This window comes from Pseudomonas sp. FH4, assembly GCF_000510915.2.
Taxonomy (GTDB): domain Bacteria; phylum Pseudomonadota; class Gammaproteobacteria; order Pseudomonadales; family Pseudomonadaceae; genus Aquipseudomonas; species Aquipseudomonas brenneri.
Genome location: NZ_AOHN01000012.1, coordinates 210,695 through 235,251, shown reverse-complemented (window position 1 = coordinate 235,251; position 24,557 = coordinate 210,695). Strand labels below are relative to the sequence as shown.

Sequence of the window (24,557 nt, the reverse complement as noted above, 5' to 3'; positions counted from 1 at the left end):
TCAGGATTCAAATAAAGCGGTGTTTTCATCCAGCCAGCCCTGCAACAGCAAGGCGGCGGCAATGGCGTCGACCGGGTTGTCGCGGTAGCTGCCCTTTTGCCCGCCACGATCGCGACGCTCACCCTTGGCCTCGAAGGTGGTCAAGCGCTCATCGTGGGTATAGAACGGCAGGTTGTAGCGCCCATTGAGGCGGCGGGCGAATTTTTCCGCGCGCAGGCACATATCGCTGGGGGTGCCGTCCATGTTCAACGGCAGGCCAACCACCACCGCGTCGGGCTTCCACTCCTTGATCAGGGCTTCGACCTGATTCCAGTCCGGTATGCCGTTCTGCGCCTTCAAGGTACACAGCTCGCGGGCTTGGCCAGTGATGACCTGGCCCACGGCGACGCCGATCTGCTTGGTGCCGTAGTCAAACCCGAGGATCAATCGCAAGGCCATCAGGCGTGTCCCGCCTGGCTGGTCAGCAGGTTGAGGTTGACCCCCAACTGTGCCGCCGCGGCGTTAAGACGCAGCTCGCTGGCGGTATTGAACAGAATGTCGGCATCAAACGGGCAGGTCAGCCAGGCATTGTTGGCCAGCTCTTCTTCCAGTTGCCCGGCTTCCCAGCCCGCGTAGCCCAGGGTAATCAGGCTCTGCTTGGGGCCGACGCCATCGGCGATGGCAAACAGCACGTCCTGGGACGTGGACAGCGATACCCCGTCCAGATCAACCGTTGCCTGAAACGTCGGGCCCGTGGGGTGCAGCACGAAACCACGGTCGGTCTGCACCGGCCCGCCGAAATAGATCGGCACCGCCTGGCAACTGGCGGGTGGGTCGATCTCCGGGCGCAGTTGCTCAAGGATATCGGCCAGGTTCAGGTCCTGCGGGCGGTTGACCACCAACCCCATGGCGCCATTGGCCGTGTGCTCGACGATATAGGTCAAGGTGTGCGCAAAGTTCGGGTCGGCCATATGGGGCATGGCGATCAGGAATTGGTGCTTGAGGTAAGTCGGGCTGACATTTTTCATGTCCGCTAGTGTGGCGTTGGAGGGGCGAACTGACAAGCTGGGGATGTGTAGGAAATCGGTTAGCGGATTTATTTCCTGTGTAGGAGCGAGCTTGCTCGCGAAGATCGTCAACGATAACGCGGGCAGTCAGAATGCATGCGGCGCCCTCAGGTTCTTCACGAGCAAGCTCGCTCCTACACCGTTGAGGGGGCAGATCAGTTGCTGGAAAGACGATCTCCCTTGGCAAAACGCCAGGTGCGGATGATTTCCAGGCGGTCGATATCGTTCAGGTCACCGGTAAACGGGGCGAACGGTGCGGCCAGGCGCACGATGCGTTGCGCCGCCTGGTCCAGCAACGGCTGGCCGGACGACTCCAGCACCAGCACTTCATATAAGGAGCCGTCGCGGTTGATCGACACCAGCAGGCGCAGGTTGCCGTAGATCTGCTGGCGCCGGGCCTCGTCCGGGTAGTTCAGGTTGCCGATGCGCTCGACCTTCTTGCGCCATTCGTCCTTATACCAGGCGCCTTTGTCGCGCATGGTCGAGGCGGCATTGAGCCGGTAGATGCGCGGGCGCTTGGCGTACAACTGTTGCTCATTGGCCAGTTCGGCCTCCAGGCTGGAGATTTCGCTGGAAAGTTGCGAGGCGTCGAATGTGGGGGCGGGTGTGCGTGGCGCAGGCTCAGTCTTCACGGCTTCGCGCGGGGTCGCGGTTTTCTGTGGCTTTGGCGCGACAGTGGCGACAGCCGCCTTGGGCACGGCCTGCTTGACCTCGGGTTTGGCCGCAGGAGGCGGCGTGACCTTATTGATCTTGTTGTCCTGGAAGGGCGCCACTTCGGTGGTCTTGGGCACTGCCTTCTTGTCCAGGGTACCGCTGCCTTGCTGATTATCCTGCGCCAGAAAGTCAGCCTTCTCGGGCTTTTTCTCACTTTTGAAGGTGGCGAGGGTGATTTCCAGGGTTTTACTGATCTGCTGGGGTTCGACGAAGGTAAAGCCCAGCCCGAGGATCAACGCCAAGTGAATCAGCGCTGCCAGGAACAGGGTAAAGCCGAGCCGATCAGCCGGGCGCACGCGGCTGCGGCTGAATTCGGGGGGCAGGTCAGACGGGAGCGTCATAGCAGGAAAACCAACATCGCGCGTTTCACAGGTGGCGCATGATAGCGCAATGTTGGTTTACATCCGGCTGTTCTATGTCACTTGGCTTGTAGCTTGTCGGCAATCGCTGCCATGAGCATTTCGCCGATATTGGTGCCGAACGCGTTGTCTATTTCGCGAATACAGGTCGGACTGGTGACGTTGATTTCCGTCAGGTGCTCGCCAATTACGTCAAGGCCTACAAACAGCAGGCCTTTTTTCCGCAGGGTCGGGCCAACCTGGGCGGCGATCCAGCGGTCCTTGTCGCTCAGCGGGCGGGCTTCGCCACGGCCACCTGCCGCGAGGTTGCCACGGGTCTCGCCGGCCGCCGGGATACGCGCCAGGCAGTAATCCACCGGCTCGCCGTCGATCATCAGGATGCGCTTGTCGCCATCCTTGATCGCCGGTAGGTAGGCCTGGCCCATGATCTGCTGGGTGCCCAGCGCGGTCAGGGTTTCGAGGATGACCGACAGGTTCGGATCGCCTGCGCGGTGGCGGAAGATCGAGGTGCCACCCATGCCGTCCAGCGGCTTGAGGATCACATCACCGTGCTTGGCGGCAAATTCACGCAGCACGTCGGCGCGGCGGCTGACCACGGTCGGTGGCGTGCACTGTGGGAACAGCGTGGCGAACAGCTTTTCATTGCAGTCACGCAAGCTTTGCGGCTTGTTGACGATCAGCACACCCGCGCGCTCGGCCTGCTCCAGCAGGTAGGTGGAGTAGACGAACTCCATGTCGAACGGCGGATCCTTGCGCATCAGGATCACGTCCAGGTCGCTCAGGGGGCTGTCGACCTCGTCTGCCAGCTCAAACCACTTCTCAGGGTTGGCGAACACCTGCAAGGGGCGCATCCGCGCCCGCGCCTCGCCGTCACCCTGGTAAAGGTCGCGCTGTTCCATATAGAACAGGGTCCAGCCGCGGGCCTGGGCGGCCAGCAGCATGGCCAGCGAGCTATCCTTTTTATAGGAGATGCTGGCGATAGGGTCCATGACAATGCCGACGCGAACGCTCATGGGGGATTTCCTCTAGCAAATAAGGGCGCATAAAAGTGGCGTCAGAGTGGCGCTGCGGCTGTTGTGGGTCAAGGAAAAACCACCTTGCCGGTCGGCCGATAGATTGCCTCCCCAGTCTGTGCTAAAAAGGCTGCCATGGCGTGTCGGCCCTTGAACCACAAGGGTTCTGGCGCTCGTCCCTGGCAATATCCGGCAGTACACACCGAAAACCGATTCGCTGTGGCGATGGTAGAGCAGATATGGAACAGCATTCCAACGCCTTGAAAGTGATGGTGATCGACGATTCGAAAACGATTCGCCGCACCGCTGAGACGCTGTTGAAGAACGTAGGGTGCGAAGTCATCACGGCCATCGACGGTTTTGATGCCCTGGCCAGGATCGTCGACCATCACCCGCACATTATCTTTGTCGACATCATGATGCCGCGCCTGGATGGTTATCAGACCTGCGCCCTGGTCAAGAACAACCCGGCGTTCAAGGCCATCCCGGTGATCATGCTGTCATCCAGGGATGGCCTGTTCGACAAGGCCAAGGGGCGCATCGTTGGTGTCGATCAATTTTTGACCAAGCCTTTCAGCAAGGAAGAACTGCTGAGTGCGATCAAGGCCTATGTGCCGGGTTTCGCTGCAGTAGAACAAGCACATTGACCCAGCCCCCTCGGGGCTTGCGTCAACCAATGTAGTGGGGAAAACCATGGCACGCGTTCTGATCGTCGACGATTCGCCGACTGAAATGTACAAACTGACGGGCATGCTGGAAAAGCACGGCCACCAGGTCCTCAAGGCCGAGAATGGCGCCGACGGCGTGGCCCTGGCCCGCCAGGAAAAACCCGATGCGGTGTTGATGGATATCGTCATGCCGGGCCTCAATGGTTTCCAGGCCACGCGCCAGCTGTCCAAGGAGCCGGAAACCAACGGTATCCCGATCATCATCGTCACCACCAAGGACCAGGAAACCGACAAGATCTGGGGCGCACGCCAGGGGGCCAAGGCGTACCTGACCAAGCCGGTGGAAGAAGACAAGCTGATCGAAGTCCTGAACTCGGTGCTCAAGCCCTGACGGCTCGCCCCCATGACCGAGTCGCAAACCGCCTTTGAGCTGCTGCTGGACATCGACCGCCGCTGCCGCCTGCTGGCCGCTGACCTGCCGTCCCAGGAAACCCGCTCCCACAGTTGGAGCGGCATCGGTTTTCGCCTGGGGGAGCATTGGTATGTCGCGCCCATGGGCGAAGTCGCCGAGGTGTTGCATGAGCCGCGCTGCACGCTGATGCCCGGGGTCAAGCCCTGGGTCAAGGGCGTGGCCAACCTGCGCGGGCGCTTGCTGCCGGTGATCAACCTGTGCGGGTTCTTCGGCTATGAGTTATCGGCCGCGCGCAAACAGCGCCGGGTGCTGGTGATCGAGCACGAAGACACCTTTGTCGGCCTGCTGGTGGATGAAGTGGTCGGCCTGCAACATTTTGCCCAGGACCTGCTGCGCCCGGTATCGGCCAGTGTGCCCGCCGCCAGCGCTGCGTTTATCCAAGGCCAGTTCAGCGGCGACCCGCTGTGGCAGGTCTTCAGCCCCTTTGCCCTGGCCCAGGCCCCGGGCTTTCTGGATGTTGCCGCATGAGCACCGTCACTCCCGTCAAACCGCAGCCAGCTTCGCGCAGCCGTTCGCAGATCATCGTGCTGTTTATTGCGCTGATCATCTTCATCATGCTGCTGTTCGCCAACTTCGCCTACCTCAACACCCAGTCCACCTATGACAAGCAGTACATCGGCCATGCCGGCGAGCTGCGGGTACTGTCCCAGCGCATAGCCAAGAACGCCACGGAAGCAGCGGCCGGCAAGGCCGCGGCGTTCAAGCTGTTGAGCGAGGCGCGCAATGATTTTGCCCAGCGCTGGGGCTACCTGAAAAAAGGCGACCCGGCCACCGGCCTGCCTGCCGCGCCCAGCGCCGTGCGCAGCGAAATGCGCGCCGTGCAGCACGACTGGGAAGCCCTGCTGAAGAACACCGACGTGATCCTGGCCAGCGAGCAGACGGTGCTGTCGTTGCATCAAGTGGCGGCGACCCTGGCCGAAACCGTGCCGCAATTGCAGATAGAGTCGGAAAAGGTCGTCGAAATCCTGCTGCAACGCGGCGCGCCCGCCAGCCAGGTGGCGATGGCCCAGCGCCAATCGCTGTTGGCCGAGCGCATCCTGGGGGCGGTCAATACGGTGTTGGCGGGGGACGAAACTGCCGTCAAGGCCGCCGACGCCTTTGGCCGCGATGCCAACCGCTTTGGCCAGGTCCTGGCCGGCATGCTCCAGGGCAGCGCCGGCCTGAAAATCAGCGAAGTACAAGACCCCGACGCCCGCGCGCGCCTGGCGGAAATCGCCGAGCTGTTCGAGTTTGTCTCCGGCTCCGTGGATGAAATCCTCGAAACCTCGCCGCAACTGTTCCAGGTGCGCGCCTCGGCGAGCAACATCTTCAGCCTCTCGCAAACCCTGCTCGATGAAGCCTCGCACCTGGCCATCGGCTTTGAAAACCTCGCCGGCGGGCGCACCCTCGACACCATCGGTGGCTATGTCCTGGGCTTGCTGGCGTTGGCCTCGATCATCCTGATCGGCCTGGTGATGGTGCGCGAGACCAATCGCCAGTTACGCGAAACCGCCGAGAAAAACGAACGCAACCAGAACGCGATCATGCGCCTGCTGGACGAAATCGAAGACCTGGCTGACGGCGACCTCACCGTGACCGCCTCGGTGACCGAAGACTTTACCGGCACCATCGCCGACTCCATCAACTACTCGGTGGACCAGTTGCGCGACCTGGTGGCGACCATCAACCTCACCGCCGGTGAAGTCGCCGGCGCCGTGCAGGAGACCCAGGCCACGGCCATGCACCTGGCCCAGGCCTCGGAGCATCAGGCCCAGCAGATCGCCGAGGCGTCGACGGCAATCAACCAGATGGCCCAATCCATCGACCAGGTGTCGGCCAATGCCGCCGAGTCCTCGGCGGTTGCCGAACGCTCGGTGGAAATCGCCAACAAGGGCAACGAGGTGGTGCACAACACCATCCATGGCATGGACAACATCCGCGAACAGATCCAGGACACCGCCAAGCGCATCAAGCGCCTGGGGGAGTCGTCCCAGGAGATTGGCGATATCGTCAGCCTGATCGACGACATTGCCGAGCAGACCAACATCCTCGCCCTCAACGCCGCGATCCAGGCAAGCATGGCCGGTGATGCCGGGCGCGGCTTTGCGGTAGTGGCCGATGAAGTGCAGCGCCTGGCCGAACGTTCGTCAGCCGCGACCCGGCAGATCGAGAGCCTGGTGCGGGCGATCCAGACCGACACCAACGAAGCGGTGATCTCCATGGAGCAGACCACCACCGAAGTGGTTCGTGGTGCGCGGCTGGCCCAGGACGCCGGGGTGGCGCTGGAAGAAATCGAGGGCGTGTCCAAGACCCTGGCTGCCTTGATCCAGAGCATTTCCAACGCCGCGCAGCAGCAAACCTCGTCGGCAGGGCAGATCTCGCTGACCATGAACGTGATCCAGCAGATCACCAGCCAGACCTCATCCGGCTCCACGGCCACCGCCGACAGCATTGGCAACCTGGCCAAAATGGCCAGCCAACTGCGGCGCTCGGTATCGGGTTTCACCTTGCCGCCCGTGCGCAAGACCGATGAATGACATGCCCCCCCAAAACCACCGCAATCTAAATGTGGGAGCGGGCTTGCTCGCGAAAGCGGTGTATCAGCCACCTGATGTGCCGACTGATCCAGCGCTTTCGCGAGCAAGCCCGCTCCCACATGGATTCTCACGTTTCACCCATTCAGACGGGAGTCGTTATGGTTGACCGGCACGACTACGTCGCCCTCGAATGGGTCAAGGGCGAGATCGCCGACACCCTGAAGCAGGCCCGTTCGGCGCTGGACGCCTACACCGACGAGGCCAGCGATGAGGCCCTCGCGCAGTGCCTGGAGGGCATTCACCAGGTTCATGGTGCCCTGCAAATGGTCGAGTTCTACGGCGCGGCGTTGCTCGCCGAAGAAATGGAGCACCTGGCCCAGGCCCTGCAAGCCGAGCGTGTCAGCCAGCGCGAAGAAGGGATTCGCCTGCTGCAACAGGCCCTCGGGCAACTGCCGTTGTACCTGGACCGTGTCCACAGTGCCCGGCGCGACCTGCCCCTGGTGGTGTTGCCGCTGCTCAACGACCTGCGCAGTGTGCATGGCAAAAGCCTGCTCTCGGAAACCAGCCTGTTCAGCCCGCAACTGCTGGTGATCGCGCCGCTGCCCGAGGATGCACTGGCCCAACGTGCGCCGGCTGATTTTGCCGAGCAACTGCAGCAATGGCGGCAAATGCTGCAACAGGGCTTGGCCGGGCTGCTGCGTGAGGACCATGGCCCGAGCAATCTGGAAGATATGGCCCGGGTCTTCGCCCAACTGGAAGCGCTGTGTCACGGCGCGCCGTTGCTGGCGTTGTGGCAAGTCACCTCGGCGCTGACCGAAGGCATGCTCACCGGGGTCATCGCCAATAGCCCGGCGTTGCGCAGCCTGTTCAAGAGTTGTGACAAGGTGCTCAAGCGCCTGCAAATCCAGGGCATCGAAGGGATCAACACCCCGGCGCCGGACCAATTGCTCAAGAGCCTGCTGTTCTATATCGCCAAAGTCACCCGGCCGACCCCGCGCATGCAAAGCCTCAAGGAACGCTATGGCCTGGATGAGGCCTTGCCCGACAGCGCGGTGGTCGATGCCGAACGTGCGCGCCTGGCCGGACCCGACCGCAATGCCATGGGCTCGGTACTGGGTGCGTTGTGTGAAGAGCTGGTGCGGGTCAAGGAACGCCTGGACCTGTTCGTGCGCAGCGATCGCCAGCACCTCTCGGGCCTGGACAGCCTGTTGGCGCCCTTGCGACAGATTGCCGACACCCTCGCGGTATTGGGGTTTGGCCAGCCGCGCAAAGTCATCATCGACCAGTTGGCGGTGGTCCAGGGCCTGGCCCAGGGGCAGCGTGAACCCAACGATGCGGTGTTGATGGATGTGGCCGGGGCGTTGTTGTATGTCGAAGCGACGCTGGCCGGGATGGTCGGTACCGTCGAGCCGCAAAGCCGTGAAGACAGCCGCCTGCCCACCACCGACCTGACTCAGATCCACCAGTTGGTGATCAAGGAATCATGCCAGTGCCTCAAGCAGGCCCGGGAACTGGTGATCGACTGCCTTGAAGCGCACTGGGATACGCAGCGCCTGGAGTCCCTGCCCGAACTGCTGACCCAGGTGCGTGGCGCCCTGGCGATGATCCCGCTGCACCGTGCGGCGAGCCTGATGCGTGGTTTCAATGACTACGTGGATGAGCAATTGATGGTCCACGCCACTGCACCAGCGGCGGTGGACCTTGAGCATTTTGCCGATGTGCTCACCAGTCTTGAGCACTACCTGGAGCGTATGCTGCAGGACCCGGATGCGCCGGGTGAGCGCGTACTGGATATCGCCTTCGACGGGCTTGCGGCGCTCGGCTACGCGCCCGTACAGGCGCAGCAGCCCTGGCGCCAGGAGCGGGCCGTGCCGGCCGATGAGTTGCCGGTCGACTCCCAGACCCTGGCCCAGGCGCTCGCCAGCCCGACCCCGCGCCTCAACCCGCCGGCACTGCAACGCCCGGGCAGCCTGTTGCCGCCGCCTGCCGACGAAGAGTCGGTGGATGACGAACTGCGTGAGGTGTTCCTGGAAGAAACCGCAGAAGTGCTGGAAGTGTTGCAGCGCCTGGTCCCCCAGGGCGCTGCGAGCCTGGCCGACAAGACTGCCCTGAGCGACATGCGCCGAGCCTTCCATACCTTGAAAGGCAGCGGGCGCATGGTGCGGGCGTTGGTGTTGGCAGAGTTGGCCTGGGCTGTGGAAAACCTGCTCAACCGCGTGATCGAACGGGTCGTCGCGCCCGGCCCTGAAGTCCAGGCGGTATTGGACGATGTTGTGTTACTGCTGCCCGAGTTGATCGCCGAGTTCGCCTCTGACACTCAGCGCCAGCGGGACGATGCCGACCACCTTGCGGCACGCGCCCACGCCCTGGCCAATGGCGCGCCATTACCGGTTGCCGTGGAGCCGGACGACAACACGCTCGACCCGCTGCTGCTGGAGATTTTCCGCAACGAAGCGCTAAGCCACCTGGACAGCCTCAATCGGTTCTTGCACCAGGCCACCGAACAGATGCCGCTGCACGTCAGCGACGAGTTGCAACGCGCCCTGCATACCCTCAAGGGCAGTGCCTATATGGCGGGCGTCTTGCCAATCGCCGAACTGGCGCGGCCGTTGGATCACTTGACCCGTGAGTACAAGGCCCATCGCCTGGCGCTGGACCTGGATGAAGTCGAACTGTTGCTGGAGGGTGAAGCCCTGTTCCAGCGCGGTTTGCGCCAGTTGGGCAGTGATCCCCTGGTGCCTATCGAAGGCGCGCAGTCCTTGATCGAACGCACCCAGGCGCGTCTCGACAGCCAGCTCGAAGCCTTCCTCAACGCCCCGAGCACGGGCTTGCGGGTCAAGCGCGACCCGCAGTTGATCAGCAACTTCCTGGCCCAGGGCATGGATATCCTGCTGGACGCCGAAAGCCTGCTGCGGCGCTGGCAGCAACACCCCGGCGAGCGCCAGGAACTCAGCGCATTGCTGGACGAACTGACCACCCTGGGCGAAGGCGCGCACCTGGCCGACCTGCACCCGATGGACGAGTTGTGTGAAGCCTTGCTCGACCTGTACGGCGCAGTGGAAGAGAGCAGCCTGGCGGTCAGCGAGCGGTTTTTCCATGAGGCCGAGCAGGCCCATGAAGCCCTGATCAACATGCTCGACCAACTGGCCGCCGGCCAGGAAATCAGCCCGGCGCCGGCACGCATGAAGGCCTTGCGCGAGTTGCTCGATGAAGGGCTGGACCCGAGCGCCACCGGGCTGATCAAAAGCGATGGCAGTCGTACACTGAGCATTGCCGAATTGGGCGCGGCCACCACCCAGTTGCAACAGGACTGGGCGGTGGACGATGAGATCGTCGAGATCTTCCTTGAAGAGGCCGTGGATATCCTCGACAGCGCCGGGCAATCCCTCAAACGCTGGTTACTGGAGCCCGACGGCGTGGCGCCGCTCTCGTCCCTGCAACGCGACCTGCACACCCTGCGGGGCGGCGCGCGCATGGCCGAAATCGGCCCGGTGGGCGATCTGGCCCAGGAACTGGAAAGCCTTTACGAAGGCCTGGTGGACCGGCGCTATAGCTACTCCGGCGAATTGGCGCAAGTGTTGATGGACAGCCATGAACACCTGGCGTTGCAGTTGGAGCAGTTGCAAGAGCAGCAACCCTTGAGTGATTCCAGCGCCCTGATCAACCGTTTGCGCGAGGTACGCCAGAACGCCGCGCCGGTGGCGGTTCCCACACCGCTCGAGGCGCAGGTAGCCGGCAGTGATCCCGAGCTGCTGGACATCTTTCTTGAAGAAGCCGCCGACATTCTCGACAGCTCCGGCGCCGCGCTGTTGCGCTGGCAGGCCGAGCCGCAGAATCGCCAGGACGTCGAGACCCTGCTGCGCGACCTGCACACCCTCAAGGGCGGCGCACGCATGGTCGAGATCGGCCCCATCGGCGACCTGGCCCATGAGTTGGAGTTTCTCTACGAAGGCTTGTCGGCCGGCTTGCTGGCGCCTACCGCTGAGCTGTTTGCGTTGCTGCAAGGCTGCCACGACCGCCTGGCACAGATGGTCGAGGCGGTGGCGGCGGGGTTGCCGGTTGGCTCGGTAGAACGTCTGATCGAGCGGATCAAAAGCCTGGTCCAACCTGTCGAAGCCCAGGCTGCTCCGGTCGCGATGCCCGCCGCCAAACCCGAGGCGCCGGCTGCCAGTGAGCCGGGCGCGGACATGGTGAAAATCTCTGCCGAACTGCTGGATGACCTGGTCAACCTCGCCGGTGAAACTTCGATTTTCCGTGGGCGTATCGAGCAGCAGGTCAACGATGCACGCACCGCCCTTGCCGAGGTGCAAACCACCATCGAGCGCATGCGCGACCAACTGCGCCGCCTCGATACCGAGACCCAGGGGCGGATCCTCAGCCGCCAGCATGCCGAAGCCGAGCGCCTGGGCTACGAAGAATTCGACCCGCTGGAAATGGATCGCCATTCGCAGTTGCAACAACTGTCCCGTGCGTTGTCCGAGTCGGCTTCGGACCTGCTGGACCTCAAGGAAACCCTCGACCAGCGAAACCAGGATGCGCAGAACCTGTTGCAGCAACAGGCGCGCATCAACACCGAGTTGCAAGAAGGCCTGATGCGCACGCGCATGGTGCCGTTCGAGCGCATGTTGCCGCGCCTCAAGCGCATCGTGCGGCAAGTGGCCGGCGAGCTGGGCAAGGATGTGGAATTCGTGGTCGGCAATGCCGAAGGCGAGATGGACCGCAACGTGCTGGAACGCATGGCAGCGCCCCTGGAACATATGCTGCGCAACGCCGTCGACCACGGCCTGGAGTCGCGGGATGCGCGGCTGTTGGCGGGCAAGCCGGAGAAAGGTCGGATCACCCTGGACCTGAGCCACGAAGGCGGCGATATCATCTTCGACATGCGCGACGACGGCGCCGGCGTGCCGCTGGATGCGGTGCGGCGCAAGGCGATCAAGCGTGGCCTGCTGGACCCGGAGATGGAGATCAGCGACCGCGACGTGTTGCAGTTCATCTTGCAGCCGGGGTTTTCCACTGCCGAAAAAATCACCCAGATTTCCGGGCGTGGCGTGGGCATGGACGTGGTGCACGAAGAAGTGCGCCAACTGGGCGGCAGCATGTTCATTGACTCCACACCCGGCCTGGGCGTGCACTTTCGCATTCGCCTGCCGTTTACCGTGTCGGTCAACCGGGCGTTGATGGTGCAGTGTGCGGAGGACCAGTACGCGATTCCGCTGAACACCATCCAAGGCCTGGTACGGGTGTTGCCCAATGAGCTGGAAGGGCACTACCAACTGGATCCACCTGTGTATGAATACGCGGGCCAGCGCTACGAGTTGTATTACCTGGGCGAGTTGCTGCACACCGTCGCCCGGCCCAAGCTGCTGGGGCAAGGCCAGCCGTTGCCGGTGCTGTTGATGCAATGCAACGAGCGGCACATCGCGGTGCAGGTGGACGACATGGCCGGTACCCGGGAAATCGTGGTCAAGGGCCTGGGCCCGCAGTTTGCGGCAGTGCAGGGGCTGTCCGGGGCGACCATCCTCGGCGACGGCCGGGTGGTGTTGATCATCGACCTGCTGGCGCATATCCGCGCCCTAGCACCGGCGTTGCCGGCCCAGGCAATGGAGAATCCGCTGACGGTCAACGAGCCGCAGAAAAAACGGCGGTTGCTCGTGCTGGTGGTGGACGACTCGGTCACTGTGCGCAAAGTCACCAGCCGCCTGTTGGAGCGCCACGGCATGAGCGTGCTGACCGCCAAGGACGGTATCGACGCCATCGCCGTTCTGGAGGAACACACCCCCGACCTGATGTTGCTGGATATCGAGATGCCGCGCATGGACGGCTTTGAAGTGGCGATCCAGGTACGCAACGACCCACGGCTCAAGCGCCTGCCGATCATCATGATCACCTCGCGCACTGGCCAGAAACATCGCGACCGGGCCATGGCCATTGGCGTCAACGACTACCTTGGCAAGCCGTATCAAGAGTCGGTGCTGCTCGAAAGCATCGCCTACTGGAGCCCGAAACATGCTTGACCACCGCACCAGTCAACTCACCGGCCTGCTCCTGCCCTTGGCCGACCGCCACCTGCTGCTACCCAACGTAGCCGTGGCCGAGCTGATCGATTTCCAGCGCGGCGAACCGGCCAGCGACGCACCGCCGTGGTACTTGCGGCAAGTGACCTGGCGCGACCAGCAATTGCCCTTGATCAGCTTCGAGGCAGCGTGTGGCGGTGCCAGCGTGGTCAGCGAACGCGCGCGGATCGTGGTCCTCAACGCTCTGGGTGGACGGGCGACGTTGAAGTTCATCGCGCTGGTGATCCAGGGCATTCCCCGCTCGTACAAGCTCGACAGCCAGTTGAGCTACGTGGACGTGCCTCTATCGCCCCTGGAACTGGCGGCGGTACAGGTTGGCGAGCATGTGGCGAAAGTGCCGGACTTGATGGGGCTGGAGGCGCTGCTGGTCGAGGCTGGGTTGGCCTGAGCAAAATCCCTGCGACCGTTGGAGATCAAAGGTGGGCCCCGACAAGCCAGCGTCCACATTCGATTGCGTCAGGTTAACTGCGCACGAAAGCTTGAAGCAGGCTGTAATCGTTCAAATCGGCTGCGCGCAAAGCCTGGATGTAGCGCATACGGACTTCATTGGCTGCGATCAGGTTAGCGCTCCCCCAGGAGAAAGGCGCAAGTCCTTGTTGTCTCAGCAGGCAGTCGGCCATCAAGCGCGCGTGGCGACCGTTGCCATTGGGGAATGGGTGCAGCGAAACCAGTTGGTGATGAAAACGGACAGCAACCTCTTCGCACGGGAATACATGGTGTTCCAGCCAATAAGTCGTGTTGTCGAGAAGGTGACGCAGGTTGACTGAAATCTTCGTCCAGTCGCAGCCGATATTTTTGTCGGTGTTCCTGAATGTCCCGGCCCATCTCCATGTGTCACTGAACATTTTGGTGTGGAGTTGACGGCAGAAATGTTCGTTCAAGACATCAAGGTTGTTTTGGCGCCCCAGCCAACGCATTGCCTTGAGGATGTTTGCAGCTTCCCATTCATCCAACTCGCCTTGGGTGCTGATGTGCCTGGGTTTAAGCCCCGCTATCTCGTCGGGGTCCAGGGGTGTTTGGCCGGGTTTTAGCTCAAGTTCTATCGCCACAATCGAGCCCATGGGCCGCGGAGCAATTCCATACGGCGATCCGCCACCTGACGCTCGACGAACGTATCTGACGGACGTTGGTTTTCGAGGCTCATCGTATGAGCGACCCCCATGACTTCTTGCCTGGCCAGTAGCTCGGCCCGCGCCTGCACCATCTCGTGTAGCGGTTTTCTTGGCACCAGAGCGTAGACAAGCTCACAGTCCAGGCCTGCCGCCAACTTACGGAGCTGGGCGAGTGTGATGCGATCTTCAGCTTCGGCCTGCTCCGACTGCTGCAACGTAGCAAAGGCAACGCCGAGCATGGCTGCCTGGGATCTCAGTGATCGGCCCAATGATTCTCTGATCGAGCGCAGCCATCCTCCAGGCGGGGTGGATTTGCCACTTAGTGTTTCAAACGGCTCCAGCGCCCTTTCTACTTGGGCAAGGCGCAGTTCGTTGAGTGAGGAAGATGTCATGGGGCGGTACCCGTATTTTGCCTGTCAGATGTGCAGTTATTGAATGCCTATAGGCATACATTTTTACATTATATGTATGCCTATAAGCAGTCAATATTATTTATTTTGTATGCCTTTAGGCATTCGTTTTATGTCGTGCGCAGAGGGTTCCGATACAAAAGGCTAGTGAGGCGACATCCGAGCAACAACCTCAAAAATCTGTAGGAATAATCGTGCGGCATGATGCCCTCAGGTTTCCCCGCAAGTTTTCGCGCCGCCCATGAACTTGTCGCTCTGCGCCTTCGCGCCAAAACTTGATCAGTCCCAGAAAAGGACCGTTCGTTCCCTTTTTGGGACTGATGCCTGCTCGGGTAAAGCCCCACGTAAACCCGCCGATAACCCAAGGAGTCTTTCGGTGGAAGCAACAACACAATGTGGCTATTCGACGTATTTGCCCGGCTGTATAACCTCAACCCGTTTACCTTCGCTTTAATCATGTGGTTTGTGGTGCTGGTGATCACCGCCAGCGTGACGATGAAATGCCCAACCAGGCGCGGCAAGCTCGTAGGGTTTGGGATCACGTCCGTAGGCGCAGTGTTGATTCTGCGGCACCTGGAGCTGCTGACGCTCAGCGCCACGGGTAAAGAAATCAAAGGGGTCGTGACCAATTTTGTAGTCATGACCCTGGGCGGCCTGGGCTCGGGCCTGCTTGCAGTCGCTATCTCGAAAGGGCCGAACAAGGCCGAAATTGAACAGACCCGCAATTTCATCCGCGGCTGGGGCCTGAGGGGCTTTGAATACCTGTACGTGTTTATCCTCATGTGCTCACTCGCCTTGTCTGTGCTCTGCCTGCTCTTGTGGTTCTTCGGTTGGCCTGTGGTGACGGGGCATGCAGTGTCGGGCTTGTTGCTGGTATTCCTGGGCGCGGTGTTGGGCTGCGCGATCGTCTCCCGTCTGCGCCGGTTAATGAAATGGGAGCAGTGGGGCGTGGGTCTGTTGTTTGGGCTGTTGCTGTTTCTGCTGCCGGTGTATGTGCAGGCGATTGGGGGGCTGGTGAGCTGGAGCCTGGCGGCGGTGCTGGGGTTTCATACCGTGGCAGGCATAGCCATGGGCTGGACCGTGTGGCGCCAGCGTATGGAATGGCTGTAGGAGGTAGGAGCGTTACTCCAGCCGTAACGGTTCGCCGCCGAGCTTGATTGATACCCCCCTCATTCACTCCTATGGTGAGCCCCACGACAGCGAACCCGTGGAGCGATCATGACAACAACAATAACCCCCGACTCGCGCTGGACGCGGCGACGCGATGAGAAACAGCGGCGCCTGGCGCGGGTGGCCTCCCTGACTGATGGCGTGGTGTTGCCCACCGAGCGCATTGTCGAGGCCCTTGAAGCCCTGATCCTGCCCGGCGACCGGGTGGTGCTGGAAGGCAACAACCAGAAGCAGGCCGACTTTCTCTCGCGCTCCCTGGCCAAGGCCGACCCGGCCGTGCTCCATGACTTGCACATGATCATGCCCAGCGTCGGGCGCTCCGAGCACCTGGATCTGTTTGAAAAGGGCATCGCGCGCAAGCTCGACTTTTCGTTCGCCGGCACCCAATCCCTGCGCATCAGCCAGTTGCTCGAAGACGGTCTGTTGGAAGTCGGTGCGATTCACACCTACATCGAACTCTATGCACGGCTGGTGGTGGACCTGATCCCCAACGTGGTGCTGTCTGCCGGCTTCATGGCCGACCGCGCCGGCAACATCTACACCGGCCCCAGCACCGAAGACACCCCGGCGCTGATCGAGCCGGCGGCCTTCAGCGATGGCATCGTCATCGTCCAGGTCAACCAGTTGGTGGATGACGTCAGCGACTTGCCCCGGGTGGACATTCCGGCGAGCTGGGTGGATTTTGTGGTGGTGGCCGACAAGCCGTTCTACATCGAACCGCTGTTCACCCGCGACCCGCGCCACATCAAGCCGGTGCATGTGTTGATGGCGATGATGGCGATCCGTGGCATCTATGAGAAACACAACGTTCAGTCGCTGAACCACGGCATCGGCTTTAACACCGCGGCGATTGAATTGATCCTGCCGACCTACGGCGAATCCCTGGGCCTCAAAGGCAAGATCTGCCGCAACTGGACCCTCAACCCGCACCCGACGCTGATCCCCGCCATCGAAAGCGGCTGGGTCGAGAGCGTGCATTGCTTCGGCACCGAACTGGGCATGGAACACTACATCGCCGCGCGGCCGGATGTGTTCTTCACCGGTCGCGACGGCTCGCTGCGCTCCAACCGGATGTTCTGCCAACTGGCCGGCCAATACGCGGTGGATCTGTTTATCGGCGCCACCTTGCAGGTCGATGGCGATGGGCATTCCTCCACCGTGACCCGTGGTCGCCTGGCCGGGTTTGGTGGTGCGCCGAATATGGGCCACGACCCGCGCGGGCGCCGCCACGGCACCCCGGCCTGGCTCGACATGCGCCACGGCGACGCCCCCGAAGCCCTGCTGGAGCGCGGCAAAAAACTCGTCGTGCAAATGGTCGAGACCTTCCAGGAGGGCGGCAAACCCACCTTCGTCGAAACCCTCGACGCGGTGGAAGTGGCGCGCAAAAGCGGCATGCCGCTGGCGCCGATCATGATTTACGGCGACGACGTGACCCACCTGCTCACCGAAGAAGGCATCGCCTACCTGTACAAGGCGCGCTCCCTGGAAGAGCGCCAGGCGATGATCGCCGCCGTCGCCGGAGTCACGGCCATCGGCTTGCGCCATAACCCCAAGGACACTGCGCGCATGCGCCGCGAAGGCTTGATTGCCTTGCCCGAAGACCTCGGCATCCGTCGCACCGACGCCACCCGCGAACTGCTGGCGGCCAAAAGCGTGGCCGACCTGGTGGACTGGTCCGGCGGCCTGTACAACCCGCCCGCCAAGTTCAGGAGCTGGTAAATGCACGCACTCAAACTGCACACACTGACCCTGGCCGAACAACTGGCGGACCTGGCGGTCGACGCGCTGATCGACGAAGCCGACTTGTCGCCCAAACCGGCATTGGTGGATCGGCGCGGCAACGGCGCCCACAACGATCTGCACCTGGGCTTGATGCATGCCTCGGCGCTGTCCTTGTGGCCGGCGTTCAAGGAAATGGCCGAGGCGGCGATTGAGCTGGGTGAAATCGGCTTGCCGCTGCGCGAAGCCCTCGGTCGTATCGGGCGCGAAGGTGAGCAAGCGATGCTCACCACCACACAAGGCGTGAACACCCATCGTGGCGCGATCTGGGCCCTCGGCCTGCTGGTGGCTGCCGTCGCGTTGGACCCCACGTCCCGCAACGCCAGCGCCCTGAGCCTGCGCGCCGCGCGCCTGGCCCTGCTCAATGACCGCTATGCGCCGCAACCGTTGAGCCATGGCGTACAAGTCGCCCAACGCTACGGCGTGCGCGGCGCCCGGGAAGAAGCGCAATTGGGCTTCCCTGCGGTGCTGCAACGCGGCCTGCCGCAACTGCACGCAAGCCGCGTGCAACAACAGGGCGAGCAGAACGCTCGGCTCGATGCGCTGCTGGCGATCATGACCCAACTGGCCGACACCTGCGTGCTCTACCGTGCCGGCACCGAAGGCCTGCAAGCCATGCAGCAGGGCGCCCAGGCCGTGCTCGATGCAGGCGGCAGCGCCAGCCTGGGCGGGCGTCGCCGGCTCAACGAACTGGACCAACAGCTACTGGCCCTGAATGCTTCCCCCGGTGGCGCCGCCGACCTGTTGGCCGCCTGCCTGTTTATCGACCGCATCGAGTCTTGCGACGGAGCGTTTTGATGGAAACCCTATCTTTTGAATTCCCTGCCGGGCAGCCGCCCAAAGGCCGTGCGCTGGTGGGTTGCGTCGGTTCCGGCGACCTTGAAGTGCTGTTGGAGCCGGGCACTGCGGGCACCTTGAACATCCAGGTGCAAACCTCGGTCAACGGCGCCGAGCAACGCTGGCAACACCTGTTCCAGCGGCTTTTCCAGGAACAGACACCGCCGGCCTTGAACATTCAGATCCACGATTTTGGCGCCACCCCCGGCGTGGTGCGCTTGCGTCTGGAGCAAGGTTTCGAGGAGCTGGGCCATGACTGACTTACTCAACCGACACAGCTTCGTCGAGCTCGGCGCCCGTCAGCGGGCCAAGGCGTTGCTGGATGCCGGCAGCTACCGGGAACTGATCGACCCGTTCCAACGCGTAATGTCGCCTTGGCTGAGTCGCCAGGGCGTGGTCCCGCAAGCCGACGATGGGGTGGTGATCGCCAAGGGCACCCTCGACGGTTTACCCGTGGTGATCGCCGCCATCGAAGGCAACTTCCAGGGCGGCAGCCTCGGTGAAGTGGGCGGCGCGAAAATCGCCGGCGCCCTGGAGCTGGCCGCCGAGGACAACCGCAACGGCGTTCCCACACGCGCCGTGCTGCTGCTGGAAACCGGCGGCGTGCGCTTGCAGGAAGCCAACCTTGGGCTGGCGGCGATTGCCGATATTCACGCCGCGATTGTCGACCTGCGCCAGTACCAGCCGGTGATCGGCGTGGTGGCTGGGAGTGTCGGTTGTTTTGGCGGCATGTCCATCGCCGCCGGCCTGTGCAGCTACCTGCTGGTGACCCGCGAAGCCCGCCTGGGCCTGAACGGCCCGCAGGTGATCGAGCAGGAAGCCGGCCTTGAAGAGTACGACTCCCGCGACCGGCCCTTTATCTGGAGCCTGACCGGCGGCGAGCAGCGCTTCAACAGCGGCCTGGCCGACCGCTATGTGGCGGACGACGTGGCGCAGATCCGCCAGCAGATCAGTGAACTGTTGCAGCAAGGTTTGCCGGCCACTCAACGCAGTCGCCAGGCCGACTATTACCTGGCGCGCCTGGCTGAACTGGACGCCGCACCGCAGATTGAGCCGGCCACGGTTCGTGACCTGTATCAGGGAGAACGCTCATGAGAGGTTTGCAGTGGTTCAATGCATTGAGCGCTGGCGCAGCGCCGGTGGCGGGTTTGCCGGCGTCGTTGAAAGTGGCGGATGGCGTGCTCGGCGAGCAGGCCGTACGGTTTATCGCGGTGGTGCCGGATGCCGCCAACCGCTTCCCCCGCGCACGCCAGGGTGAGGTGGGTTTGCTGGAAGGCTGGGGCTTGGCCAAGGCGGTGGATGAAGCCATCGCCAGCGGCGATCAACGGCCGATCATTGCCATCGTTGATGTGCCGAGCCAGGCCTATGGCCGTCGCGAAGAAGCGCTGGGCATTCATCAAGCCTTGGCTGGCGCAGCAGACAGTTACGCCCGCGCCCGTCTGGCCGGGCATCCGGTGATCGCATTGCTGGTGGGCAAGGCTATGTCCGGTGCGTTTCTTGCCCATGGCTACCAAGCCAATCGCCTGATTGCCCTGCGCGATCCTGGGGTGATGGTGCACGCCATGGGCAAGGCCTCGGCGGCGCGGGTGACCTTGCGCAGCGTCGAAGAACTGGAAGCCCTGGCCGCCAGCGTGCCGCCCATGGCCTACGACATCGACAGCTACGCCAGCCTTGGTTTGTTGTGGGAAACCCTGACCGTCAGCCAGATTGAACAACCGACTGCCGACGACCTGGCGCGGGTCAGCGATTGCCTGGTGCAGGCGATCAAGGACATACAGAACAGCGGCGTGCGGGATTTGCGGGGGCGCCTGGGCGCCGTCAACCGTGCGGCGTCCAGCCATGTACGCGAGCTGCTGCGGGAGCAATGGTGAACGCTCACGACTTGCTTTGGGGCATGACCCCGGCGCATTTGCCTGCTGACGCACCGGCCTGGGTGCTGGACGTGATCGGCGCGGGACACCCGGTGGTGGTACGCCGGGCGCAGGCTGAACCGGGCCATGTGGCGGTGGGTGTGCGCGGGCGTTTGCGTGAGCAGCGCTTTGCCGCCGTGATGCCGCTTGCGGCAGTGCGGCGGCGGGTGGTGCCCGAGGCACTGTGCGACGTGATCTCGCCCCGCAATCTGCCGGCGCTGCGGGCACTCGCGCAACTGCGGGCGGTGCTGGCGAAGGAGATCTGGGGCGTCACTGGCAGTGCGGGTTTCGAGTTAGCTACGGGTATTGAAGCGCTGCATGCCCAGAGTGATCTGGATTTACTGCTGCGCACCCCCGAGCGTCTTGGGCGGGGCGATGCCGAAGATCTGCTGGCGATTCTGGACACGGCGCCGTGTGCCGTGGATCTGCAACTGCAAACGCCGTATGGCGCGGTGGCCTTGCGGGAATGGGCCGGCCCATCGCAGCGGGTTCTGTTGAAAAATGCCAGCGGCGCGCACCTGGTCGTCGATCCATGGCAGGCGGTGGCATGAGCAGTCTTTTGGTATTCCCGGGGCAGGGCGCCCAGCGCCCGGGCATGCTCCAACAATTACCCGCCAGCGTCCTCGACGAAGCCAGCGATGCCTTGGCGCACGATGTGCGCCAGCTCGATTCGGCGCAGGCCCTGGCCAGTACCCGCGCAGTGCAACTGTGCCTGCTGATCGCCGGCGTGGCTCATGCCCGTCAGTTGCAACACACGCCGGACTACGTGGCGGGCCTGTCCATCGGCGCTTACCCGGCGGCCGTGATCGCCGGCGCCCTGGCGTTTGCCGATGCACTCAGGCTGGTCAGCCTGCGCGGTGAACTGATGCAGCAGGCTTATCCACAGGGTTACGGCATGACCGCGCTGATCGGCCTGGAGTTATCCACCGTCGAAAGCGTGCTGGCCGAGGTCCATGGCCCTGATTCACCGGTGTACCTGGCCAATATCAACGCCGACAACCAGAGCGTGATCGCCGGCAGTGATGCGGCCATGCAGAAGGTCGCCGACCGTATCAAAGGCAAGGGCGTGGCCAAGCGGCTGGCCGTCAGCGTGCCGTCCCATTGCGCGCTGCTGGAGGTGCCTGCGCAAACACTGGCCGAAGCCTTCGCCAAGGTCACGCTCAAGGCACCGACCATCACCTACCTGAGCAGCACCCGTGCGCGGCCAATCCGTGATGTTGAACAACTGCGCGATGACCTGGCCTTCAACATGTGCCGCATCGTCGATTGGCGCGGCACCGTGCAAAGCGCCTATGAGCGCGGCGTGCGCCTGCAAATCGAACTGCCTCCCGGCGCGGTACTCACCGGCCTTGCGCGGCGGGTATTTGAACAAGGCACCGTGATTGCCTTCGACGGTGCCCGCCTGGACACCTTGCAGGCCCTGCTGGAACAGGAGGGCCGCCGCCACCGATAAAGCATGACCTTGGCTTTCGAAGCACAAAAACAACAATTTCGATCAAGCATCAAGAGGACAACCAGCATGATTATCTACGGTGTGGCGTTTCTGGCGCTGTGTACCCTGGCGGGCCTGTTTATCGGCGAGCTGTTGGGCAAATGGATGGGCATTCCGGCCAACGTCGGTGGGGTGGGGATCGCGATGTTGCTGCTGATCGGCCTGGGCAGTTACCTGGGCAAGCGTGGCCTGTTTACTGGCAAGTCGGAGCAGGGCGTGAGCTTCTGGGCGGCGGTGTATATCCCGATTGTGGTGGCCATGGCGGCCCAGCAAAACGTCTATGGCGCGATCAGCGGTGGCCCCATGGCAATCCTCGCCGGCACCTGCGCGGTGGTGGTGGCATTTGCCCTGGTACCGGTGTTGGTCCGCATCGGCAACCGTGAGCCGGATGCGGTCGTCACCACCAAGTCGGCAGGGTGAGCGCCATGTACGAATCCTTGATGAAAGTCTTCACCGGCTACGGCCTGATCAGTGGTTTTGCGGTGATCGGCCTGACCATGTGGGTGTCCTACTGGATCAGCGATACCTTCACCAAAGGCCGCCTGCATGGGTCGGCTATCGCGATCCTGCTGGGCCTGGTTCTGTCCTATGTGGGGGGTGCGTTTACCGGCGGGTCCAAGGGCGTGGTGGATATCCCGCTGCTGTCGGGCATCGGTCTGCTGGGCGGGGCGATGCTGCGCGACTTTGCCATTGTGGCCACCGCGTTTGGGGTGAGCGTCGAAGAGCTCAAGCGTGCCGGATACGTGGGGGTGCTTGCACTGTTTGTGGGCGTCGGCTCGTCATTTGTCGCAGGTGTTGGGGTGGCCATGGCGTTTGGCTACACCGATGCGGTGAGCCTGACCACCATCGGTGCCGGGGCGGTGACCTATATCGTCGGGCCCGTGACCGGGGCGGCGATTGGCGCCAGTTCCGAGGTGATGGCGCTGTCCATTGCGGCGGGGTTGATCAAGGCCATTTTGGTGATGGTGATGACGCCGTTCGTGGCGCCGCTGATTGGCCTGAACAGCCCGCGCAGTGCGGTGATCTTTGGCGGGTTGATGGGTACTTCCAGCGGCGTGGCGGGTGGGTTGGCGGCGACCGATCCGAAGCTGGTGCCCTATGGCTGCCTGACGGCGGCGTTTTATACGGCGCTGGGGTGTCTGTTGGGGCCTTCGTTGTTGTTTTTGCTGATGCGGGGGTTGGTGGGGTAGGGCGTAGATCGCTGTTAAAAGATAGGGCCCCATCGCAGGCAAGCCAGCTCCCACATTGGAATGCATTTCAAATGTGGGAGCTGCGGTGCGACGATTCGACTTGCCTGCGATGGCGGTTTCAATCCTGCCGATTGGCATACATCCGACACTCTGCCAACAACGCCAGCAAATTCGGATCGCGCTCCTTGGCCTTCAAGAACACCACGCCAATGTGCTGCTGCAGCCGGTAGCGCGCCTGCAATGGAATCAGCTTCACCCGGTTCTCATACACCGCCGCAATCCTTCCCGGCAGCAATGCATATCCCACCCCCGAGCTGACCATGCTCAGCAGGGTGAAGATGTCGTTGACCTGCATCGCCACCTTCGGCTCGAAACCCGCCTGTTTGAACACCCGTGCGCCGTCCTGGTGAGTGGCGAAGCCTTGGGTCAGGGTGATGAAGGTGGCGTCGCGCACCTGGGCCAGGTCGATTTCCTGTTCGCGGTCCAGGGGCGAGTCGGCGGGGGTAGCGAGGAAGATGTCATCGGAAAACAGCTGGATCTGCGCGCAGTCTGGCTCCATCACCTGGTCGTCGAGGGAGATCAGGATCGCGTCGACTTCCATGTTCTTGAGCTTGTACATCAGGTCGACGTTGGAGCCCAGGATCAGGTCGATATTGAGCTCGCTGCGGCGGATTTTCAGGCCCATGATCAGTTGCGGCACGGTCTTGACCGTCAGCGAATACAGGGCGCCGAGCTTGAAGCGTTCGGCGGAGAAACCAGCGGCTTCGCGGGTCAGGCGCACGCTATCGACCACGTCTTGTACCAGCTTCTGTGCGCGTTCTTCGAGCACGTAGGCGCTTTCCAGCGGGGTGAGGTTGCGGCCTTCGTGCTTGAACAACGGGCAGCGCAGGGCGTTTTCCAGGGAGTGGATGGCCCGGTGCACGCTGACATTGCTGGTCTGCAACTCGGCGGCGGCGCGGGCCAGGTTGCCGGTGCGCATGAAGGCCAGGAAGATTTCCAGTTTCTTGAGGGTGAACTCTTCATCGATCTGCATGGCGATGACTCTTATTCGAATGCGTTCGATTGTGCCCTTAAAGCGCCGCAACCGTCATAACGGTCTTGCACTCTGGCCTGTCAGGCCTGAGCCTTACGGGGTCGATGCAGCAGTTTTGGAGGTTGGCGACACATGTATCACGGAGAACGATTCAACGCCTGGAGTCATTTGCTCGGCGCCGTGGCGGCCTTTATCGGCGCGGTGTGGATGCTGGTGGTGGCGAGCATGGACGGCAGCCCGTGGAAGATCGTCAGTGTGGCGATCTATGGTTTTACCCTGCTGGTGCTGTACAGCGCCTCGACGGTGTATCACAGCGTGCGCGGGCGCAAAAAAGAAATCATGCAGAAGGTCGATCACTTTTCGATCTACCTGCTGATCGCCGGCAGCTACACCCCGTTTTGCCTGGTGACCCTGAACGGGCCATGGGGTTGGACGTTGTTCGGGATTGTCTGGGGGCTGGCGGTGATCGGGATCCTGCAGGAGATCAAGCCGCGCTCCGAGGCGCGCATTTTGTCGATTGTGATCTATGCGGTGATGGGCTGGATCGTGCTGGTGGCGGTCAAACCGTTGATTGCCGCGTTGGGTACGGACGGTTTTATCTGGCTGGCGTCGGGTGGGGTGCTGTACACGGTGGGGATTATCTTTTTTGCCCTGGAGCATCGGCTGCGGCACTCCCATGGGATCTGGCATTTGTTCGTGATCGGCGGCAGCCTGCTGCACTTTGTGGCGATCATGCGCTATGTGCTCTGACAGACCACATGG

24 protein-coding genes are annotated in these 24,557 nt (G+C 62.6%); 17 read left to right on the top strand and 7 right to left on the bottom strand.

Features of this window, described 5'->3' with window-relative positions; translation table 11 throughout:
- The 4 genes from ruvX to gshB all read right to left on the bottom strand — a co-directional run bounded on the left by ruvX (window position 1) and on the right by gshB (window position 3,132).
- Window positions 1–438 carry a Holliday junction resolvase RuvX gene (gene ruvX / locus H097_RS07995; protein WP_005792259.1) on the bottom strand — a complete coding sequence of 146 codons (438 nt, stop codon included), beginning with the start codon at window positions 436–438 and terminating at the stop codon, window positions 1–3.
- A complete protein-coding gene (locus tag H097_RS07990; protein WP_032858790.1) occupies window positions 438–1,007 on the bottom strand; it encodes a YqgE/AlgH family protein in 570 nt (189 codons plus the stop codon). The genes ruvX and H097_RS07990 overlap by 1 nt, the downstream gene beginning before the upstream one ends.
- A 194-nt stretch (window positions 1,008–1,201) precedes the next feature.
- Window positions 1,202–2,101: an energy transducer TonB gene (locus tag H097_RS07985; protein WP_032858789.1), complete on the bottom strand. Its 900-nt coding sequence runs from the start codon at window positions 2,099–2,101 to the stop codon at window positions 1,202–1,204.
- Window positions 2,102–2,178: 77 nt separating this feature from the next.
- Window positions 2,179–3,132 (bottom strand): glutathione synthase, encoded by a 954-nt coding sequence (gene gshB / locus H097_RS07980; protein WP_032858787.1) that lies wholly within the window; start codon window positions 3,130–3,132, stop codon window positions 2,179–2,181.
- Between the two features lie 239 nt (window positions 3,133–3,371).
- Between gshB and pilG the strand changes: the two genes are divergently transcribed.
- The 6 genes from pilG to H097_RS07950 all read left to right on the top strand — a co-directional run bounded on the left by pilG (window position 3,372) and on the right by H097_RS07950 (window position 13,250).
- A complete protein-coding gene (gene pilG, locus H097_RS07975) occupies window positions 3,372–3,779 on the top strand; it encodes a twitching motility response regulator PilG (RefSeq protein WP_032858786.1) in 408 nt (135 codons plus the stop codon).
- Between the two features lie 46 nt (window positions 3,780–3,825).
- The gene (pilH, locus tag H097_RS07970; RefSeq protein ID WP_029300454.1) at window positions 3,826–4,191 is read left to right on the top strand and encodes a twitching motility response regulator PilH; all 366 of its coding nucleotides are present in this window, start codon (window positions 3,826–3,828) and stop codon (window positions 4,189–4,191) included.
- Between the two features lie 12 nt (window positions 4,192–4,203).
- Window positions 4,204–4,740, top strand: a complete 537-nt coding sequence (locus tag H097_RS07965) for a chemotaxis protein CheW (RefSeq protein ID WP_032858785.1) — start codon at window positions 4,204–4,206, stop codon at window positions 4,738–4,740.
- Complete coding sequence (locus H097_RS07960) at window positions 4,737–6,788, top strand: methyl-accepting chemotaxis protein (RefSeq protein ID WP_032858784.1); 2,052 nt, start codon at window positions 4,737–4,739, stop codon at window positions 6,786–6,788. Before H097_RS07965 ends, H097_RS07960 begins: the two co-directional genes overlap by 4 nt.
- 158 nt (window positions 6,789–6,946) lie before the next feature.
- Window positions 6,947–12,802 carry an Hpt domain-containing protein gene (locus H097_RS07955; protein ID WP_032858782.1) on the top strand — a complete coding sequence of 1,952 codons (5,856 nt, stop codon included), beginning with the start codon at window positions 6,947–6,949 and terminating at the stop codon, window positions 12,800–12,802.
- Window positions 12,795–13,250 (top strand): chemotaxis protein CheW, encoded by a 456-nt coding sequence (locus tag H097_RS07950; protein WP_032858780.1) that lies wholly within the window; start codon window positions 12,795–12,797, stop codon window positions 13,248–13,250. Before H097_RS07955 ends, H097_RS07950 begins: the two co-directional genes overlap by 8 nt.
- Window positions 13,251–13,323: 73 nt before the next feature.
- On the opposite strand, the gene H097_RS07945 is transcribed toward H097_RS07950, so the two are convergent.
- Window positions 13,324–13,923 (bottom strand): mobile mystery protein B, encoded by a 600-nt coding sequence (locus H097_RS07945; protein WP_050593315.1) that lies wholly within the window; start codon window positions 13,921–13,923, stop codon window positions 13,324–13,326.
- A complete protein-coding gene (locus H097_RS07940) occupies window positions 13,902–14,366 on the bottom strand; it encodes a transcriptional regulator (protein WP_032858778.1) in 465 nt (154 codons plus the stop codon). The genes H097_RS07945 and H097_RS07940 overlap by 22 nt, the downstream gene beginning before the upstream one ends.
- A gap of 411 nt (window positions 14,367–14,777) precedes the next feature.
- Between H097_RS07940 and H097_RS07935 the strand changes: the two genes are divergently transcribed.
- From H097_RS07935 to madM, 10 genes are all read left to right on the top strand, one after another.
- Window positions 14,778–15,494, top strand: a complete 717-nt coding sequence (locus tag H097_RS07935; RefSeq protein ID WP_032858777.1) for a hypothetical protein — start codon at window positions 14,778–14,780, stop codon at window positions 15,492–15,494.
- A 108-nt stretch (window positions 15,495–15,602) separates the two neighbouring features.
- Complete coding sequence (mdcA, locus tag H097_RS07930; protein ID WP_032858775.1) at window positions 15,603–17,273, top strand: malonate decarboxylase subunit alpha; 1,671 nt, start codon at window positions 15,603–15,605, stop codon at window positions 17,271–17,273.
- Window positions 17,274–18,131: a triphosphoribosyl-dephospho-CoA synthase gene (locus H097_RS07925; protein ID WP_032858773.1), complete on the top strand. Its 858-nt coding sequence runs from the start codon at window positions 17,274–17,276 to the stop codon at window positions 18,129–18,131. It begins immediately after the preceding gene.
- On the top strand, window positions 18,131–18,430 hold the full coding sequence (locus H097_RS07920) for a malonate decarboxylase subunit delta (RefSeq protein ID WP_032858772.1): 300 nt from the start codon (window positions 18,131–18,133) through the stop codon (window positions 18,428–18,430). Before H097_RS07925 ends, H097_RS07920 begins: the two co-directional genes overlap by 1 nt.
- On the top strand, window positions 18,423–19,265 hold the full coding sequence (locus tag H097_RS07915; RefSeq protein WP_032858771.1) for a biotin-independent malonate decarboxylase subunit beta: 843 nt from the start codon (window positions 18,423–18,425) through the stop codon (window positions 19,263–19,265). The genes H097_RS07920 and H097_RS07915 overlap by 8 nt, the downstream gene beginning before the upstream one ends.
- On the top strand, window positions 19,262–20,041 hold the full coding sequence (mdcE, locus tag H097_RS07910) for a biotin-independent malonate decarboxylase subunit gamma (RefSeq protein WP_032858769.1): 780 nt from the start codon (window positions 19,262–19,264) through the stop codon (window positions 20,039–20,041). Before H097_RS07915 ends, mdcE begins: the two co-directional genes overlap by 4 nt.
- Window positions 20,035–20,631: a malonate decarboxylase holo-ACP synthase gene (locus H097_RS07905; RefSeq protein WP_032858767.1), complete on the top strand. Its 597-nt coding sequence runs from the start codon at window positions 20,035–20,037 to the stop codon at window positions 20,629–20,631. Before mdcE ends, H097_RS07905 begins: the two co-directional genes overlap by 7 nt.
- Window positions 20,628–21,533, top strand: coding sequence for a malonate decarboxylase subunit epsilon (mdcH, locus tag H097_RS07900; protein WP_032858766.1), 906 nt, complete (start codon window positions 20,628–20,630; stop codon window positions 21,531–21,533). Before H097_RS07905 ends, mdcH begins: the two co-directional genes overlap by 4 nt.
- Window positions 21,534–21,599: 66 nt before the next feature.
- Window positions 21,600–21,992, top strand: a complete 393-nt coding sequence (gene madL, locus H097_RS07895) for a malonate transporter subunit MadL (RefSeq protein ID WP_032858764.1) — start codon at window positions 21,600–21,602, stop codon at window positions 21,990–21,992.
- 5 nt (window positions 21,993–21,997) lie between these two features.
- Window positions 21,998–22,762, top strand: a complete 765-nt coding sequence (gene madM / locus H097_RS07890) for a malonate transporter subunit MadM (RefSeq protein WP_032858762.1) — start codon at window positions 21,998–22,000, stop codon at window positions 22,760–22,762.
- Window positions 22,763–22,880: 118 nt separating this feature from the next.
- Here madM and H097_RS07885 read toward each other — a convergent pair whose 3' ends face one another.
- Entirely contained in the window at window positions 22,881–23,795 is a 915-nt protein-coding gene (locus H097_RS07885) for a LysR substrate-binding domain-containing protein (protein ID WP_032858760.1), read from the bottom strand.
- 132 nt (window positions 23,796–23,927) lie between these two features.
- Here H097_RS07885 and H097_RS07880 point away from each other — a divergent pair, with 132 nt between their 5' ends.
- The gene (locus H097_RS07880; protein WP_032858758.1) at window positions 23,928–24,545 is read left to right on the top strand and encodes a hemolysin III family protein; all 618 of its coding nucleotides are present in this window, start codon (window positions 23,928–23,930) and stop codon (window positions 24,543–24,545) included.
- Window positions 24,546–24,557: the final 12 nt, after the last annotated feature.

Bases quoted from the DNA above. Each gene is read 5' to 3' on its own strand.
- madM (WP_032858762.1), top strand. From the start codon at position 21,998: ATGTACGAATCCTTGATGAAAGTCTTCACCGGCTACGGCCTGATCAGT.
- mdcH (WP_032858766.1), top strand. From the start codon at position 20,628: ATGAGCAGTCTTTTGGTATTCCCGGGGCAGGGCGCCCAGCGCCCGGGC.
- H097_RS07885 (WP_032858760.1), bottom strand. From the start codon at position 23,795: ATGCAGATCGATGAAGAGTTCACCCTCAAGAAACTGGAAATCTTCCTG.
- H097_RS07955 (WP_032858782.1), top strand. From the start codon at position 6,947: ATGGTTGACCGGCACGACTACGTCGCCCTCGAATGGGTCAAGGGCGAG.
- H097_RS07950 (WP_032858780.1), top strand. From the start codon at position 12,795: ATGCTTGACCACCGCACCAGTCAACTCACCGGCCTGCTCCTGCCCTTG.
- mdcA (WP_032858775.1), top strand. From the start codon at position 15,603: ATGACAACAACAATAACCCCCGACTCGCGCTGGACGCGGCGACGCGAT.
- H097_RS07880 (WP_032858758.1), top strand. From the start codon at position 23,928: ATGTATCACGGAGAACGATTCAACGCCTGGAGTCATTTGCTCGGCGCC.
- H097_RS07905 (WP_032858767.1), top strand. From the start codon at position 20,035: ATGGTGAACGCTCACGACTTGCTTTGGGGCATGACCCCGGCGCATTTG.
- H097_RS07985 (WP_032858789.1), bottom strand. From the start codon at position 2,101: ATGACGCTCCCGTCTGACCTGCCCCCCGAATTCAGCCGCAGCCGCGTG.
- ruvX (WP_005792259.1), bottom strand. From the start codon at position 438: ATGGCCTTGCGATTGATCCTCGGGTTTGACTACGGCACCAAGCAGATC.
- pilG (WP_032858786.1), top strand. From the start codon at position 3,372: ATGGAACAGCATTCCAACGCCTTGAAAGTGATGGTGATCGACGATTCG.
- pilH (WP_029300454.1), top strand. From the start codon at position 3,826: ATGGCACGCGTTCTGATCGTCGACGATTCGCCGACTGAAATGTACAAA.
- gshB (WP_032858787.1), bottom strand. From the start codon at position 3,132: ATGAGCGTTCGCGTCGGCATTGTCATGGACCCTATCGCCAGCATCTCC.
- H097_RS07940 (WP_032858778.1), bottom strand. From the start codon at position 14,366: ATGACATCTTCCTCACTCAACGAACTGCGCCTTGCCCAAGTAGAAAGG.
- H097_RS07960 (WP_032858784.1), top strand. From the start codon at position 4,737: ATGAGCACCGTCACTCCCGTCAAACCGCAGCCAGCTTCGCGCAGCCGT.
- H097_RS07915 (WP_032858771.1), top strand. From the start codon at position 18,423: ATGACTGACTTACTCAACCGACACAGCTTCGTCGAGCTCGGCGCCCGT.
- H097_RS07935 (WP_032858777.1), top strand. From the start codon at position 14,778: ATGTGGCTATTCGACGTATTTGCCCGGCTGTATAACCTCAACCCGTTT.
- H097_RS07920 (WP_032858772.1), top strand. From the start codon at position 18,131: ATGGAAACCCTATCTTTTGAATTCCCTGCCGGGCAGCCGCCCAAAGGC.
- mdcE (WP_032858769.1), top strand. From the start codon at position 19,262: ATGAGAGGTTTGCAGTGGTTCAATGCATTGAGCGCTGGCGCAGCGCCG.
- H097_RS07925 (WP_032858773.1), top strand. From the start codon at position 17,274: ATGCACGCACTCAAACTGCACACACTGACCCTGGCCGAACAACTGGCG.
- H097_RS07945 (WP_050593315.1), bottom strand. From the start codon at position 13,923: ATGGGCTCGATTGTGGCGATAGAACTTGAGCTAAAACCCGGCCAAACA.
- madL (WP_032858764.1), top strand. From the start codon at position 21,600: ATGATTATCTACGGTGTGGCGTTTCTGGCGCTGTGTACCCTGGCGGGC.
- H097_RS07965 (WP_032858785.1), top strand. From the start codon at position 4,204: ATGACCGAGTCGCAAACCGCCTTTGAGCTGCTGCTGGACATCGACCGC.
- H097_RS07990 (WP_032858790.1), bottom strand. From the start codon at position 1,007: ATGAAAAATGTCAGCCCGACTTACCTCAAGCACCAATTCCTGATCGCC.